This window comes from Pseudomonas sp. 13B_3.2_Bac1, assembly GCF_025466205.1.
GTDB lineage: Bacteria > Pseudomonadota > Gammaproteobacteria > Pseudomonadales > Pseudomonadaceae > Aquipseudomonas > Aquipseudomonas fluorescens_H.
This window is the reverse complement of sequence record NZ_JANLOG010000117.1, coordinates 151,658-167,549: the sequence shown is the minus strand read 5'-3', so window position 1 is coordinate 167,549 and position 15,892 is coordinate 151,658. Positions and strand designations below refer to the sequence as shown.

Below are 15,892 nucleotides of genomic sequence, written 5' to 3'. Positions count from 1 at the left end.
GGGGCCAGCAAATTGCCGCTTTTCCGAGATTGACCTGTGCCTGCGCCGTGATCAGCGACCGCTGCGGACCTCAACCCGCAGACGCTCGGCGCCCTCCTCCGAACATTCGATATTCACCGGCAAGAAGCGCTCGATCACTGCGATATTGCTGTGCAGATGCTCGGTCATTCTCGGGGTGGTAAATGACCCGCCGCCGGCCAGCGCCATCGGCAGCAGCAACTGGTCGGCGAGGTGTTCCGCCACCGCAGCGTCACTGCGCAACCAGTCTGCCGCCTGATTGATTGCGGTATCAGCGACCTTCTCCGCCCGTAACAACACTTGGCCAAAGGCACTGAAGACTTCGGTGACCTGTTCGAACACGTACTCCAGCAACAACACATTACCGGGGCCACGCGCCGGATCGAGCGTGATCGACTGCAATGTTTCCGATGACCAGTTCAGGCGTTTGGCCACCCGATTCAGTTCTCGCTCGGCGACAGTCGGTGCGAGACCGGCCGTCAGCGCGATTGCTTGATGCGACAGCAGTGTCCCGCGCTCACACAGATCAAGTCGCGTCAGTTGCGACGGCTGCACCGTGACGTCGATCTCACCACCACCGGCCGGGACGAAGCCGTGACGCAACAGATCCAGCTCAATGCCGGCCCCCATGCGTCGCATCAGCGGCAACCAACTGCGCGTGAGGAAATCGGCAGGCGGCGCCAATGGATTATGGGTACCGCCGCTGATCCGCACGCGACTTGTGCCCGGCGCCTGCAACAACGCCGGCAGCAGTGTCTGCAACACCAACGTGCAACTACCGGCCGTACCGATCGCAAACCGGTAATCACCCGAACGAATCGTTCCCGGCTCGAAATGCAGCTCCTGCGAGCCCAACTCCGCTCCCGCGATCCGTGCGCCGCAGACTTCGGCAGCTGCCATCACTGCCGTCAAATGCTGTCGCAACAATCCCGGCCGACTGCGGCGGGCGCGAATCTGTTTAATGCGAAACGCCTGGCCCGTCACCATCGACAGGCTCAGCGCGCTGCGCAACACCTGACCGCCACCAATCGCGCCGTCCAGTTCAATCACTTGCTGTTCCATTTCAATCCTTACGCGTACAACCCGACGGTCTCCCTGAGGTAGTCATCCAGTCGTCGCGAGTCTTCCTGAGTTCTGAGTAATGTGGGCACATCGCGCTCGAGTTCGGCAGCGATGAACCTGTGCAGCGCCGGACGAAGCGGACCATAGGTGCTCTCGTCGGCATTGCGTTTAAGTGCCAGCAGTTCGTCGACTTCAGCCAGCAGTGCACGGTCGTCGACCGTGGTCAGCAGGTCGGCGAAGGTCATCGGCGGACGTCCACGCCCCTGATCGATCCAGCGCACCGCCAACAATGGCCGCAGCACGTAGAAGTACTTCTTGAACCGCACGCTGTCGCCTTGCAGGTACTGGCGAAAATTGTTTTTCGCCATCGACAGATAGTGGTTACGGGCTGCCGGCGGGCTGTAGAACGCTTCGGCCAGCTCACGCAGTTGCGCAACCTGTGCGCTTTCGCTGCGGTACACCAATGGCGAGTCGAGCCACTCCAGCAGCGTCGGGTTGGACTTGCGCAACAACCCGAGGGTCTTGCGCAGCTCCCAGCCGCTGACATCCAGCTCATCGTCCAATGGCCGCTCGATCACATCGCGCGGCGTGTCGACCTGAACGAACCACTGCGGTTTTTCCACGTACACGAACCGTACGTCGTAGTCACTGTCAGTCGAGGCAAAGCCCCAGGCCCGACTGCCGGACTCACAGGCGTACAACACCGTGACGTTGCGCTCGCGCTCTATACGCGCCAACTCTTCCAGTACCCGCGCACGCATCGTGTCGCACAGCGGGTGGCGTTCTTCGAATTCCATGCTTGCTGATCCTTTTATCCTTTGACGCACACCACTTGCCGCAGGGTGTGCAGCACTTCCACCAGTTCGCGCTGGGCGTGCATGACTTTGTCGATGTCCTTGTAGGCCATCGGAATTTCGTCGATCACCGCTTCGTCCTTGCGGCACTCCACATGCGCCGTGGCGCGGATCTGGTCCTCGACGGTGAAGGTGTTCCTGGCCTTGGTGCGGCTCATGGTGCGGCCGGCGCCGTGGCTGCAGGAGTTGAACGACTCTTCGTTGCCCAGGCCGCGCACAATGAAACTCTTGGCGCCCATCGAACCCGGAATGATCCCCAGCTCACCTTTCTTCGCCGACACCGCGCCTTTGCGAGTGACCAATACTTCTTCGCCGAAATGCCGCTCTTTCTGCACGTAGTTGTGGTGGCAGTTGACCGCTTCCAGCGCCACCTCGAACGGCTTGCGAATGATCTGGCGCGTGGCCTGAATCACCGCGCGCATCATCAGTTCGCGGTTCTGTCTGGCGAAGTCCTGCGCCCAGCTCACCGCTTCCACGTAATCATCGAAGTGCTGGCTGCCTTCTTCGAAATACGCCAGGTCACGATCCGGCAGGTTGGCAATATGTTGCCGCATATCCGCCTGAGCCTTCTGAATGAACAGGTTGCCAATGGCGTTACCGACACCGCGAGAACCACTGTGCAACATGAACCAGACCCGGTTGGCTTCATCCAGGCACACTTCAATGAAGTGGTTGCCACTGCCAAGCGTGCCCAGATGCCCGCGGTTGTTGGTGTTGGCCAGTTTCGGGTACTTGTCGGTGATCAGCTTGAAACGTGGCTGAAGCCCCGCCCACGCCTGATCGGCTTGCTGCGGAATCTCGTCCCATGCACCCTTGTCGCGCCGCGAACGGTTCGAACTGCGGCCATGGGGCACCGCTTGCTCAATGGCGCTGCGCAGGCCTTGCAGATTGTCCGGCAGGTCGGCTGCGGTCAGCGACGTGCGTGCGGCGATCATGCCGCAACCGATGTCCACGCCGACGGCCGCCGGGATGATCGCACCCACCGTCGGAATCACGCTGCCAATGGTCGAGCCCTTGCCCAGATGCACATCCGGCATCACCGCCAGATGCTTGAAGATGAACGGCATCTTTGCGGTGTTCATCAGTTGTTCGCGGGCCTCGGTTTCTACCGGGACGCCTTCGGTCCAGAGTTTGATCGGCTTGCCGTTGGCGACTTCGAGCAGTTGGTAAGTGTGTTCTTTCATTTCTCTATTCTTCATTCGTTGGCCGATGATTCGGCGTTGTTCCGTCATGTACAGCGACAAAAAAACAGACACTGTGGCTCTGCCAGTCGAGCCCCCGTTGCCGGGGCGGGATTCGAACCCGCGTTCCGATGGAGTACCTGTTGCATTCGCTGCCTTCTTTTTCAATTAAGGTGGCACGACAAAAGTTGATGACTGTTGCGCGTTGCCGCGCACCGGGGTTAACCGGCCTCAGATGTACAGCCATCAGGCATTCGTGCCGTCACACACGCTGACAAGGGTTTGATGAGACGTCTTGGATGTAGTCCCACCGGCATTCAGCGCCTGTGACAAATCAATTCATTGCATATTCTCGATCGTTTCGACCCAGTGCTTCGCGCCGTAACGACCGCTGGTGAACTGCTCGACCACATCGAACACTGCATCGCTGAAACCGCCGACATTCAGAATGTCATCGCGGTCCGCCGCCTGCGTTGCATAACCCGGCTGGATATCGATGCATACCAGCCGCGCCTGCGGGTTGATCTGCTTGATGCGCTCCCACTGGCGCATGGTCTCACTGGCGCCATGGCGTCGCGTATCGATCCAGGACTCGTTGTCCGATACCAGAATCAGCGTATCGACCCTGGCCTTGCTGTCCGCCAGTTTCTTCAGCGGCGCCGAGCAATTGGTGCCGCCACCAAAGGCCGCGGCCAGTTTCTCCGCGTTGCTGATCACGCTGTCCCGTGGATTGAGGTGGATATCCACCACCTTCACTTCGAACGGCATCACCCGCGCCGCTGGCTGTTTGCGCAACACCGCTGCCGCGACCAGTGCCGCCACATCGATGCAACGCACCGCCGTGGTCGCGCCCTGACGATAACCGGTGGCCGGGCTGCCCATCGAACCCGATACGTCCGGGCAAACCACCACCGCGCCTTCCAGCTTCGGCACGTTGGCCAGCGACAACTCAAGTGCGTCCTGCAACGCCTCGCGGATCTGCAGCGGTACGTTATCGCCAACCATCCGATAAGCCGCCAGCAACTGGTATGGATAAACCCGCGCCTTGGCCACTTCCTGCGGATCTGCAAGTCGCGCTGCCACGTACTCGACGCAACCCGGTACCTCGAATGCGCCATGCCGCTCCAGGGTGTTGAGGTTGATGCGCAATCCCTGCCAGCCCATGTTGTAAGCCTGCGCAGCCCATTGTTCTTTGCTCAGGGTTTCGTTGCCGAGCAGTTGGAACGGTACCGCGGGTACTTGATGACTCGCGCCGCTGCGAAATGCCAGCAGATCGCGGGTCAACTCAGGCAATGCCTGCACATCCACCGGTTTACCGATCAACCACGCGAAGAATGCTTCGCGCCAGGCCTCAGCCGGTTTCGGGTGAACCATCTTCACCACATCAGCCAGCGATGGCTGGTTGCCAATCGACGCTTGCAGCAGTTGACGTTCGGTCGCGCGGTTCAGCCAGTTCTGCACCAGACGCTTGGGTTGCGAACCGAGGGATTTGCGCCCGGTGGCGCCACTGCGCAGGATCTGCACGTAGTTGCGCAACATCTTGCCGCTGTCGATCACTTGTTCAAACACCTCAGGTACCAGCGACGAACGGTTCGCCGTCAACGCCGCCAGCAGCAACGCCGGCATATCTTTCATGTGGCCTTTTTGGCGAGCGTAGACAGCAGCCTTCGCCACGAAACGGCTGTCGAGTTCAGCCACCAGCTTCAATACTTGATCCAGCTGACTTTCAGCGCTGGCGTAAAACGTCTGGTTCAGGCAACCGGTGACCGCCAGTTGAGCCAGTTGATGCTTCGGGGTGTAGGCATATGCCGAGGCACCCGAAGCATTCAAAGTGTCGCAGGCTGGCAGTTGCTTCGATTGCTTGTTGAAGAGTTTGAAGTTGGCCATCGTGGCGTCTCGCTCTGTTGTCCTGTTCGTTGCGATAGGTATTGCAGCGGCTGTGCCAGTTTTGGAAAGTCGTAAAATTTATTTATTATCTAATTGATTTATAAGGTTTTTTTATTTTTTATGGTTTTCTTTTAGCTGAACCGAAGACAAACCAACCATGAGAAATCTATCATTTGATATCGTCATTTATCTTTTGAGATAGCCATGCCAAACAAACGCACCGTCGCCATCGGTTTTATCGGCGCCACCCTGGACCGCGTTGGCAAGGGCGCCAATCGCTGGAGCCATTGGCGGCCGAGCGTGGGCCTGTGCCAACAACCGGACGTGCTGATCCACCGCCTGGAATTGATTCACGGCATCGACGCGCGCGACATCAGCCTCGCTGAACGGGTTCGCGCCGATATCCAGCAGGTCTCACCGGAAACCGAAGTCCACCTGCACCCCATGGCACTGCGCAATCCGTGGGATTTCGAAGAGGTCTACGGCGCCCTGCATGACTTCACAACGGCCTACAGCTTCGATACCGAGCACGAGGATTATCTGGTTCACATCACCACCGGCACCCACGTCGCACAGATTTGCTGGTTCCTGCTGACTGAAGCACGCTATCTGCCGGCGCGCCTGATCCAGACCTCCCCCGCCCGACGCAAAAGCGAAGATGAACAAGCCACCGGCACTCACGCCCTGATCGACCTCGACCTGTCGCGTTATGACCGCATTGCCTCGCGTTTCGCCAACAAACGCCTCGAGGGCCTGGAGTTCTTGAAGTCCGGCATCGCCACCCGTAACGCGGCGTTCAACCGCTCCATCGAGCAGATAGAGCGCGTCGCGGTGCGCTCCAAGGCGCCCATGCTGCTGATCGGCCCGACCGGCGCCGGCAAATCGTTTCTCGCCCGGCGCATCTATGAACTCAAACGCAGTCGCCATCAAATGCAGGGCCGGTTTGTTGAGGTGAACTGCGCCACCCTGCGTGGCGACGGCGCGATGTCGGCATTGTTTGGTCACGTCAAAGGCGCTTTCACCGGCGCACAGAACGCCCGCGACGGCCTGCTACGGGCAGCGGATGGCGGCATGTTGTTTCTCGATGAAATCGGTGAGCTGGGCGCGGACGAACAGGCGATGCTGCTCAAGGCTATCGAAGAAAAGCGCTTCTTTCCGCTTGGCTCCGACAAGGAGGTCGACAGCGACTTCCTGATCATCGCCGGCACTCACCGCGATCTGCGCTGCCGCGTCGCCGAAGGCCTGTTCCGCGAAGATCTGTACGCGCGTATCAACCTCTGGACATTTGATTTGCCCGGCCTGGCCGGCCGCCGCGAAGACATCGAGCCCAACGTCGATTTCGAACTGGAACGCCACGCCCGCGATCACGGCCAGCTAGTGCGTTTCAACCTCGAAGCACGGCGACGCTACCTCGCCTTCGCCAGCTCTCGGGAAGCGGCATGGCTGGGCAACTTTCGCGAACTGTCAGCATCGATTACCCGGATGGCCACACTGGCTGACAGCGGACGAATTGATGAGGCGCAAGTGCAGGAAGAAATTGATCGGCTGCGTTATGCGTGGGGACTGACGCAAGCGGACGGGATGTCGGATGAACTACCGGGAGACACCGAAAGCATGGACCTGTTCGATCGGCTGCAATTGAAGGCGGTACTTGACGTATGCCGGCAGGCAGACAGCCTGTCGGATGCAGGGCGCAGATTGTTTGGGGTATCGCGCCAGGCCAAGGCGCAGCCGAATGATGCAGATCGCTTGAGAAAATACCTCAGCCGGTTCGGGATTGAATGGGCCGACTTGCAAGCCGCAAAATCATAGTCCCCGCCGACTCTACCGCTCGTCCAACAGCAAGCACCTTGGGCCTGTTCATGCCTCCAATGGTTTACCCCCATCGCGCGGAAGACTCAACAATGAACAAGTCGATTGTCACCATGACGCTTGCCAGCCTGCTGTTGACTGGCTCGCTCTTCTCGCAGGCCGCGGAGAAGTCAGGAACGGTAGAAGCACCCGCCGTCTCACCGGGAGCCAATCAGGCGAAAAACTCCGAGTCCAACGACGAAAAAGCCAATAAAAAGGGCGAAGAAGCATCAGGTTCAAACTCTGGCGCCGAGCCCAAAGAAACCCAGAAAGATGCCGCTACCTCGAGTGACTCGGAGGATATTCAGCAAGATTCGAAACCTTAAGACTTGGGCGACTGCCGCCGCCTCATTTGACTCATCTAAACGCGGATCACAATTGTCGAGGCAAGCATGTCGCCCAAGCGTTTGCGCGAGCCAAAGAAGATGAAAATCCAGTCGAGGATGTTCAGGAAGGGCGTTGTGATGTTGCGTATGAACGATTGATACAGATTGCAGTTCAAGTAGCTACGCTCATCAATCACCGACATCCCCAGCAGTTTTTTACCCAGGCTTTGCCCGTTGGGCATTGCATCGGAAAACAGGTAATACGACACACCCGAACCAAAAGCCAGGATAGCCACCACATTTGGCGGCAAACCAATAAACTCCGCCAGCCGTCCTACGAAGAGGATCAAAAAGTAGGTGATCAATGTATCGATGATCTGCCCGCCCCAGCGACGGCCCAGCCCTGCGAGATTTTTGGGCTTTTGATACTCACTGCTGGTATTGCTGATGTCCATGCGCCTTCGCTCGATCGGAATTTAGATAACCGGGTATCGGCATCCGATCGCCAATATTTAATGGCGCTTCAGAGGAGTGCGGTCAATCAAACCCACAAGATTGCTCCGAATGAATAGGCTCACTGAAGGTAAAGAAGTAGAACGATATTTTCTCGTCCTCTACGTCTTTTAATTCATATCTGATCCTGTCGAGCCCACGATCGATTCGGGTAACGACGAGCTCCATGAATTGAGTCAATCCGCCGCCAAAGCCACTTAGATCAAGCGCACTGACATCCTGAAAATTTATAGTGATAGCGCTTTCTGCTGCGTCATCGAGCGACGACATCGTCAAGGCCAGGTTGTACTTGAAGTCTTGAATTTCGATATTCAGCGAAACGACCGCATTGTGCTGAATCAAAAGCGAGTTCAAGCGAGATAACTTATCCATTTTCTTAGGAACCCATGACGGAAAAGATGTGGCCTGCACTTCATTCGTGTATCTGAGCGAGCATCTTCAGCCCTGGCAGGCAGAGTATCAACCCGACATCAGATTGGCTGCGCAGTCGGATCCCGCTTGCCTATCAAGTGATCCAAACTTTTCATCCAGCGACCTTTTTTGCGCGGGTATTGCGCAGGCACAAAAAAGCCGATCTGAATGATCGGCTTAGATGAAGTCCCGAAAAACTCCCTACGCATGAAAAAGCCCAACTGGTTAGAGTTGGGCTAAGTCATTGAATTATATGGTCGGGACGGAGTGATTCGAACACTCGACCCCTAGCACCCCATGCTAGTGCGCTACCGGACTGCGCTACGCCCCGACTGGTTTGAAACCTGCCCTTCATCTCGAAGAGCGCTCAAGAATATAGCGCAAGCTTTTGAAAACTGGAAGTATTCAAACGCAGCTTTTTATTTCTTGAGAACCACCAGTACATCTTCAAGCTCAGCGATCATCTGGCGGATCATTTGCTTGTATTGGGTGGTGTCGTCTTTGGCTTCATCGCCGGACAAACGCAGACGCGCACCGCCGATGGTGAAACCCTGATCGTAAAGGAGCGCGCGGATCTGCCGGATCATCAGCACATCCTGGCGCTGATAATACCGGCGGTTTCCGCGGCGTTTGACGGGGTTGAGTTGAGGAAACTCCTGCTCCCAGTAGCGCAGCACGTGTGGTTTTACTGCACACAGCTCGCTGACTTCACCAATGGTGAAGTAGCGTTTGCCCGGGATGACGGGTAGTTCGTCGTTATGACTTGGTTCCAGCATAAGCCTCAACTCGGGCCTTCAACTTCTGCCCTGGACGAAAGGTGACCACACGGCGAGCCGTGATCGGGATTTCTTCCCCCGTTTTCGGGTTGCGGCCAGGCCGCTGGCGCTTGTCCCGAAGGTCGAAATTGCCGAAACCGGACAATTTGACCTGCTCGTTGTCTTCAAGAGCGTGCCTGATTTCCTCGAAAAACAGTTCAACCAATTCCTTGGCTTCCCGCTTGTTCAGGCCCAGCTCTTCATACAGACGTTCCGCCATCTCAGCTTTCGTCAAAGCCCCCATACGTCACTTCCTTAACGTGGCGTTCAACCTTTGTTCGAGCGAGGTGAGGATATTTTGCGTCGTCGAATTCACCTCATCGTCATTAAGAGTGCGCGATGGATGCTGCCAGGTCAAGCCAACTGCAAGGCTTTTTCTATCAGGATCAATACCTTTACCCTGATACACGTCAAACAGCCTGAGATCCGTGAGCCATTCGCCTGCATTTTCTCGGATTACGCCCAATACCGCCGAGGCCGCGACGTCTTTGTGCGCGATCAGCGCAAGGTCACGACGCACTTCAGGAAAACGCGACAACTCGTGGAATTGCGGCATTTTTCCGGAAGCGACTTCAGCCAGAACCAGCTCGAAGACGAAGACCGGACGATCCAGACCCAGGGCCTTGGACAGCTCCGGGTGAATCGCACCGATAAAGCCGACTTCACGCCCGTCACGTTCGATGCGCGCGGTTTGTCCCGGGTGCAGCGCCGGGTGTTTGCCCGGAGCGAAAGTGAAGGTATCCAGCGCACCGGCAAAGCCCAGCACCGCTTCAACATCAGCTTTTACGTCGAAGAAATCGACGGTGTCGCGACCTTGCGCCCAACCTTCAGGCAGACGGCTACCGCAAACCACGCCCGACAGCATCGGCTCTTGCTTCAGACCTTCCAGCTGACCGACGAAGCGCAGACCGCTTTCGAACAGACGCACGCGATCCTGCTGGCGGTTCAGGTTGTGCTGCAACGCCTTGACCAGACCCGGCCACAGCGAAGAACGCATGGCAGCCATGTCATTGGAAATCGGGTTGGCCAGCAACAGCGGCTCTACGCCCGGATTGAACAGTTCGAACTGCTTCGGATCGATGAAGCTGTAAGTGATCGCTTCCTGATAACCGCGGGCTACCAGCAGACGACGCAGCTCAGGCAATTCGCTGCGCGCTTCAGCCTTGGCCTGTGGCGCCAGACGCGCTTGCGGGTAACGAACCGGCAGACGGTTGTAGCCATACAGGCGAGCCAGCTCTTCGATCAGATCGACTTCCAGGCTGATGTCGAAGCGATGGCTTGGCACTTCTACGCGCCACTGCCCTGCTCCGTCAGCGGAAATATTCAGACCCAAGGCGCTGAGCAGACGCTCGACCTGAGCCGAATCCATTTCCATCCCCAGCATCTGGGTGATGCGCTGCGCACGCAGGGTGATCGGCGCGATCGACGGCAGGTGCTGCTCGCTGACGGTCTCGATGATCGGGCCGGCTTCGCCACCGGTGATTTCCAGCAGCAGGCCAGTGGCGCGCTCCATGGCTTCACGGGCCAGTTGCCAGTCCACGCCGCGCTCGTAACGATGCGAAGCGTCGGTGTGCAGACCGTAGGAACGAGCCTTGCCTGCCACAGCGATCTGGTCGAAGAACGCACTTTCCAGGAAAACGTCGCGAGTGGTCGCGGACACACCGCTGTGCTCGCCACCCATCACGCCGGCAATCGCCAGAGCACGGGTATGGTCGGCAATCACCAGCGTATCGCTACGCAGGCTGACTTCCTGACCGTCGAGCAGCACCAGCTTCTCGCCCTCTTCCGCCATACGCACGCGGATGCCGCCATTGATTTCGGCGAGATCGAAAGCGTGCAGCGGCTGACCCAGCTCGAGCATCACGTAGTTGGTGATGTCGACGGCAGCGTCGATGCTGCGCACATCGGCGCGGCGCAGACGCTCAACCATCCACAACGGGGTTGGTTTGGACAGGTCGACATTGCGGATGACGCGGCCCAGGTAACGCGGGCAAGCGGCAGGCGCCAGCACTTCTACCGAACGCACTTCGTCGTGCGCAGCCGGAATGGTCATGACCACCGGGCGAGCGACCGGCGTGTCGTACAGCGCGCCGACTTCACGGGCCAGACCGGCCAGCGACAGGCAGTCGCCACGGTTCGGGGTCAGGTCAACCTCGATGCTGGCGTCTTCCAGATCCAGATACACACGGAAATCTTCGCCCACCGGCGCATCAGCCGGCAGCTCCATCAGACCGTCATTGCCTTCACCGACCTGCAGCTCGGCTTGCGAGCACAACATGCCGTTGGACTCCACGCCGCGCAGCTTGGCCTTCTTGATCTTGAAGTCGCCCGGCAGTTCGGCACCGATCATGGCGAACGGAATCTTCAGGCCCGGACGCACGTTTGGCGCACCGCACACGACCTGGAAGGTTTCCGCGCCATTGCTGACCTGGCATACACGCAGCTTGTCGGCGTCAGGGTGTTGCTCGGTGCTCAGCACCTCGCCCACTACCACGCCGCTGAATACACCGGCGGCCGGGGTCACGCTATCGACCTCCAGACCCGCCATCGACAGACGAGCAACCAGCTCGTCGCGACTTACCTGCGGGCTAACCCAGCCACGCAGCCATTGTTCACTGAATTTCATCCTGCTCTCCTAAGAATTCGTTACGACTAGCGAAATTGCGCGAGGAACCGCAAGTCGTTGTCGAAGAACAGACGCAAGTCGTTCACGCCGTAACGGAGCATCGCCAGACGCTCGACGCCCATGCCGAAGGCAAAACCGGAGAACTCTTCCGGATCGATGCCGGACATGCGCAGCACGTTCGGATGGACCATGCCGCAGCCCATGACTTCCAGCCAGCCGGTCTGTTTGCAGACGCGGCAGCCTTTACCGCTGCACATCACGCATTCCATGTCGACTTCAGCGGATGGCTCGGTGAACGGGAAGTACGAAGGACGGAAACGTACGGCCAGCTCTTTTTCGAAGAACACCCGCAGGAACTCTTCGATGGTGCCTTTGAGATCGGCGAAATTGATGTCGCGATCGACCAGCAGGCCTTCGACCTGGTGGAACATCGGCGAGTGGGTGATATCGGAGTCGCTGCGGTACACACGGCCTGGGCAGACAATGCGGATCGGCGGCTGCTTGGACTCCATGGTGCGGACCTGTACCGGTGAGGTATGGGTGCGCAGCAACATGTTCGCATTGAAATAGAAGGTGTCATGCATCGACCGGGCCGGGTGGTGGCCTGGGATGTTGAGCGCTTCAAAGTTGTGGTAGTCGTCTTCGACCTCAGGGCCTTCGGCGATGCCGTAGCCGATGCGGGTGAAGAACTGCTCGACTCGTTCCAGAGTCCGGGTCACCGGATGCAGACCACCGGAGGTCTGACCACGGCCCGGCAACGTCACGTCAATGGATTCGGCAGACAGTTTGGCAGCCAGTTCGGCTTCTTCAAACAGAGCCATGCGCGCATTGAGAACGCCTGTGACACGTTCCTTGGCAACGTTGATCAGGGCGCCGACTTGCGGACGCTCTTCTGCCGGCAAATTCCCCAGGGTCTTCATCACCTGAGTCAATTCACCTTTTTTGCCAAGGTATTGAACCCGGATTTGCTCCAGGGCATTGATATCTTCAGCGCTTTGCACAGCCTCTAGTGCTTGAGAGACCAGCGCATCCAGGTTTTCCATGTACAGACTCCAGATACAAAATAGGGGAAGAGCTTGAAGGCTCTTCCCCTATTTATGACGTTTAACACCTGGCCCCACAGAGGTGAGGCCGGGTGACTGTCGGGGGTACTTAAGCCAAGGTGGCTTTAGCTTTCTCGACAATCGCAGCAAACGCCGCTTTTTCGTTCACTGCCAGATCAGCCAGAACCTTACGGTCGATCTCGATGGACGCTTTTTTCAGGCCAGCAATGAAACGGCTGTAGGACAGACCGTTAACACGAGCACCAGCGTTGATACGAGCGATCCACAGAGCGCGGAACTGACGTTTTTTCTGACGACGGTCACGGTAGGCGTATTGGCCTGCCTTGATTACCGCTTGCTTGGCAACACGGAATACGCGGGAGCGTGCGCCGTAGTAGCCTTTAGCAAGTTTCAGAATTTTTTTGTGACGCTTACGGGCAATGACGCCACGCTTTACACGAGCCATGAGTTACTTCCTCTATTCTTGACTAAAATTAACGAAGGCGCAGCATGCGCTCGACTTTTGCCACGTCAGACGGATGCAGCAAGCTGCTACCGCGCAGTTGACGCTTACGCTTGGTCGACATTTTGGTCAGGATGTGGCTCTTGAAAGCGTGCTTGTGCTTGATACCGTTAGCAGTTTTCAGAAACCGCTTAGCAGCACCACTTTTGGTTTTCATTTTTGGCATGTTCGGATACTCCGCATTCAGTTGATAAACATAATCAGAAGGCCTGCCGTGCCCTGTTGATTACTTCTTCTTTTTCGGGGCGATGACCATGATCAGCTGGCGTCCTTCCATCTTAGGATGCTGTTCGACCGAACCGTACTCGAGCAGGTCAGCTTCAACCCGCTTGAGGAGTTCCATCCCCAGCTCCTGGTGGGCCATCTCACGGCCGCGGAATCGCAAGGATACCTTGGCCCTGTCCCCGTCACTCAGGAAACGTACCAGGTTGCGCAGTTTTACCTGGTAATCCCCTTCCTCCGTCCCTGGACGAAACTTGATTTCTTTTACCTGAATCTGCTTCTGGTTTTTCTTCGCTGCTGCAATCTGCTTCTTCTTTTCGAAGATCGATTTGCCGTAGTCCATCACCCGGCAAACCGGTGGGACTGCGTCAGCAGAGATTTCTACCAGATCAAGCTTTGCTTCTTCAGCAATACGAAGCGCTTCATCAATCGAGACGATGCCAATCTGCTCGCCATCAGCGCCAATTAACCGAACCTCGCGTGCCGAGATATTCTCGTTGATCGGGGCTTTCGGTGCAGCTCGTTTATCTTGTCTCATTTCACGCTTAATAATAATTACTCCGAATCTGGGCGACCACGCCGGGAAACCGCTTGCGCGAGAAACTCAGCGAACTGGGCGACGGGCATCGAGCCCAGGTCAGCACCTTCACGAGTACGCACAGCGACAGTCTGCATCTCGACTTCCTTATCTCCGATAACCAAAAGATAGGGAACCTTGAGCAAAGTATGCTCGCGGATTTTAAAGCCGATCTTTTCATTTCTCAAGTCGGACTTGGCACGAAATCCGCTTTCGTTGAGAGTTTTTTCCACTTCAGCAACAAAATCTGCCTGTTTATCAGTGATATTCATGATCACTGCCTGGGTTGGCGCGAGCCACGCAGGGAATGCACCTTCATAGTGCTCGATCAGAATCCCGACGAAACGCTCGAACGAACCGAGGATCGCCCGGTGCAACATCACTGGGTGCTTGCGACTGTTGTCTTCGGAGACGTATTCGGCGCCAAGACGGACAGGCAGGTTGAAATCGAGCTGCAAAGTACCACATTGCCACACACGACCGAGGCAATCTTTCAGCGAGAATTCGATCTTCGGCCCGTAGAACGCGCCTTCACCTGGCTGCAGATCGTACGGCAGGCCAGCACTGTCAAGGGCTGCAGCCAGTGCCGCTTCGGCGCGATCCCACAACTCGTCGGAACCCACGCGCTTTTCCGGACGAGTGGACAGCTTCATCTCGACGTCGGTGAAGCCGAAGTCGCGGTAAACGTCCATGGTCAGCTTGATGAACGCTGCGGATTCGGCCTGCATCTGCTCTTCGGTGCAGAAAATGTGGGCGTCGTCCTGAGTGAACGCACGCACACGCATGATGCCGTGCAACGCACCCGACGGCTCGTTACGGTGGCACGCACCGAACTCGGCCAGACGCATCGGCAGCTCACGGTAGCTCTTCAGGCCCTGGTTGAAGACCTGCACGTGGCACGGGCAGTTCATCGGCTTGATGGCGTAGTCGCGGCTTTCCGACTCGGTGGTGAACATGTTGTCGGCGTAGTTGGCCCAGTGCCCGGATTTCTCCCAGAGGCTGCGGTCGACCACTTGCGGCGTCTTGATCTCAAGATAGCCGTTGTCACGCTGCACCTTGCGCATGTACTGCTCGAGCACTTGATACAGGGTCCAGCCGTTCGGGTGCCAGAACACCATGCCCGGCGCTTCTTCCTGGGTGTGGAACAGGCCCAGGCGCTTGCCGATCTTGCGGTGATCGCGCTTTTCCGCTTCTTCGATGCGCTGGATGTAAGCCGCCAGCTGCTTCTTGTCAGCCCAGGCTGTGCCGTAAACGCGCTGCAATTGCTCGTTCTTGGCATCGCCGCGCCAGTAGGCGCCGGACAACTTGGTCAGCTTGAAGGATTTCAGAAAACGCGTGTTCGGCACGTGCGGGCCGCGGCACATGTCGACGTATTCTTCGTGGTAGTACAGGCCCATGGCCTGCTCGTTCGGCATATCTTCGACCAGACGCAGCTTGTAGTCTTCGCCGCGGGCCTTGAACACTTCAATCACTTCGGCGCGCGGAGTGACTTTCTTGATGACGTCGTAATCTTTATCGATCAGCTGATGCATGCGCTGTTCGATGGCGGCCATGTCGTCCGGAGTGAAAGGACGCTCGAAGGCGATGTCGTAATAGAAGCCTTCGTCGATGACCGGACCGATGACCATTTTCGCAGTCGGGTACAGCTGTTTGACCGCGTGGCCAACCAGGTGCGCGCAAGAGTGGCGAATGATCTCCAGCCCCTCTTCATCCTTTGGCGTGATGATTTGCAGCGTCGCGTCACTGTCGATGATGTCGCAGGCGTCGACCAGCTTGCCGTTGACCTTGCCGGCCACGGTGGCCTTGGCCAGACCGGCACCAATGGATGCGGCGACCTCGGCTACGGAAACCGGGTGATCGAATGAACGTTGACTGCCGTCGGGAAGAGTAATAGTTGGCATGGCGCCTCCTCTCCTAGTGGTGACCCCTACCAAAGGTCACGTGGGTTGGGATGAGCCAGTACAAGATCCGATCCAGGCCATT

Annotated in this window: 16 protein-coding genes and 1 tRNA gene; 2 read left to right on the top strand and 15 right to left on the bottom strand. The window is 57.6% G+C overall.

Features of this window, described 5'->3' with window-relative positions:
* Positions 1-51: 51 nt before the first annotated feature.
* The 4 genes from rtcA to NTD85_RS20045 all read right to left on the bottom strand — a co-directional run bounded on the left by rtcA (position 52) and on the right by NTD85_RS20045 (position 5,002).
* Positions 52-1,080 (bottom strand): RNA 3'-terminal phosphate cyclase, encoded by a 1,029-nt coding sequence (rtcA, locus tag NTD85_RS20060; RefSeq protein ID WP_262143008.1) that lies wholly within the window; start codon positions 1,078-1,080, stop codon positions 52-54.
* 8 nt (positions 1,081-1,088) lie between these two features.
* Positions 1,089-1,877, bottom strand: coding sequence for a nucleotidyltransferase domain-containing protein (locus NTD85_RS20055; RefSeq protein WP_262143007.1), 789 nt, complete (start codon positions 1,875-1,877; stop codon positions 1,089-1,091).
* A gap of 14 nt (positions 1,878-1,891) precedes the next feature.
* The gene (locus NTD85_RS20050) at positions 1,892-3,118 is read right to left on the bottom strand and encodes an RtcB family protein (RefSeq protein ID WP_103483611.1); all 1,227 of its coding nucleotides are present in this window, start codon (positions 3,116-3,118) and stop codon (positions 1,892-1,894) included.
* Positions 3,119-3,454: 336 nt separating this feature from the next.
* Entirely contained in the window at positions 3,455-5,002 is a 1,548-nt protein-coding gene (locus NTD85_RS20045; protein WP_262143006.1) for an RNA-binding protein, read from the bottom strand.
* Positions 5,003-5,206: 204 nt separating this feature from the next.
* On the opposite strand from NTD85_RS20045, the gene rtcR reads away from it, so the two are divergent.
* Both rtcR and NTD85_RS20035 read left to right on the top strand, forming a co-directional pair.
* The gene (gene rtcR, locus NTD85_RS20040) at positions 5,207-6,814 is read left to right on the top strand and encodes an RNA repair transcriptional activator RtcR (RefSeq protein ID WP_262143005.1); all 1,608 of its coding nucleotides are present in this window, start codon (positions 5,207-5,209) and stop codon (positions 6,812-6,814) included.
* A 92-nt stretch (positions 6,815-6,906) separates the two neighbouring features.
* On the top strand, positions 6,907-7,179 hold the full coding sequence (locus NTD85_RS20035; protein WP_262143004.1) for a hypothetical protein: 273 nt from the start codon (positions 6,907-6,909) through the stop codon (positions 7,177-7,179).
* Positions 7,180-7,214: 35 nt separating this feature from the next.
* Here the strand turns inward: NTD85_RS20035 and NTD85_RS20030 are convergent, their stop codons facing one another.
* The 11 genes from NTD85_RS20030 to thrS form a co-directional block, all read right to left on the bottom strand.
* Positions 7,215-7,634, bottom strand: coding sequence for an RDD family protein (locus tag NTD85_RS20030; RefSeq protein ID WP_262143003.1), 420 nt, complete (start codon positions 7,632-7,634; stop codon positions 7,215-7,217).
* An 82-nt stretch (positions 7,635-7,716) separates the two neighbouring features.
* The gene (locus NTD85_RS20025; protein WP_098964618.1) at positions 7,717-8,064 is read right to left on the bottom strand and encodes a hypothetical protein; all 348 of its coding nucleotides are present in this window, start codon (positions 8,062-8,064) and stop codon (positions 7,717-7,719) included.
* Between the two features lie 293 nt (positions 8,065-8,357).
* Positions 8,358-8,434 (bottom strand) — tRNA-Pro (locus NTD85_RS20020).
* An 88-nt stretch (positions 8,435-8,522) separates the two neighbouring features.
* Positions 8,523-8,879, bottom strand: a complete 357-nt coding sequence (locus NTD85_RS20015) for a MerR family transcriptional regulator (protein WP_003179985.1) — start codon at positions 8,877-8,879, stop codon at positions 8,523-8,525.
* Entirely contained in the window at positions 8,860-9,162 is a 303-nt protein-coding gene (gene ihfA, locus NTD85_RS20010; RefSeq protein ID WP_002553164.1) for an integration host factor subunit alpha, read from the bottom strand. Before ihfA ends, NTD85_RS20015 begins: the two co-directional genes overlap by 20 nt.
* A gap of 3 nt (positions 9,163-9,165) precedes the next feature.
* Positions 9,166-11,544 (bottom strand): phenylalanine--tRNA ligase subunit beta, encoded by a 2,379-nt coding sequence (pheT, locus tag NTD85_RS20005; RefSeq protein WP_103483614.1) that lies wholly within the window; start codon positions 11,542-11,544, stop codon positions 9,166-9,168.
* Positions 11,545-11,570: 26 nt separating this feature from the next.
* Positions 11,571-12,587 carry a phenylalanine--tRNA ligase subunit alpha gene (gene pheS / locus NTD85_RS20000; protein ID WP_003226365.1) on the bottom strand — a complete coding sequence of 339 codons (1,017 nt, stop codon included), beginning with the start codon at positions 12,585-12,587 and terminating at the stop codon, positions 11,571-11,573.
* Between the two features lie 109 nt (positions 12,588-12,696).
* The gene (gene rplT, locus NTD85_RS19995) at positions 12,697-13,053 is read right to left on the bottom strand and encodes a 50S ribosomal protein L20 (protein ID WP_002553161.1); all 357 of its coding nucleotides are present in this window, start codon (positions 13,051-13,053) and stop codon (positions 12,697-12,699) included.
* A 28-nt stretch (positions 13,054-13,081) separates the two neighbouring features.
* A complete protein-coding gene (gene rpmI / locus NTD85_RS19990; RefSeq protein WP_002553160.1) occupies positions 13,082-13,276 on the bottom strand; it encodes a 50S ribosomal protein L35 in 195 nt (64 codons plus the stop codon).
* A gap of 60 nt (positions 13,277-13,336) precedes the next feature.
* Positions 13,337-13,888 carry a translation initiation factor IF-3 gene (gene infC / locus NTD85_RS19985; RefSeq protein ID WP_170929410.1) on the bottom strand — a complete coding sequence of 184 codons (552 nt, stop codon included), beginning with the start codon at positions 13,886-13,888 and terminating at the stop codon, positions 13,337-13,339.
* On the bottom strand, positions 13,888-15,810 hold the full coding sequence (gene thrS, locus NTD85_RS19980; RefSeq protein WP_003226368.1) for a threonine--tRNA ligase: 1,923 nt from the start codon (positions 15,808-15,810) through the stop codon (positions 13,888-13,890). The genes infC and thrS overlap by 1 nt, the downstream gene beginning before the upstream one ends.
* Between the last annotated feature and the right edge of the window lie 82 nt (positions 15,811-15,892).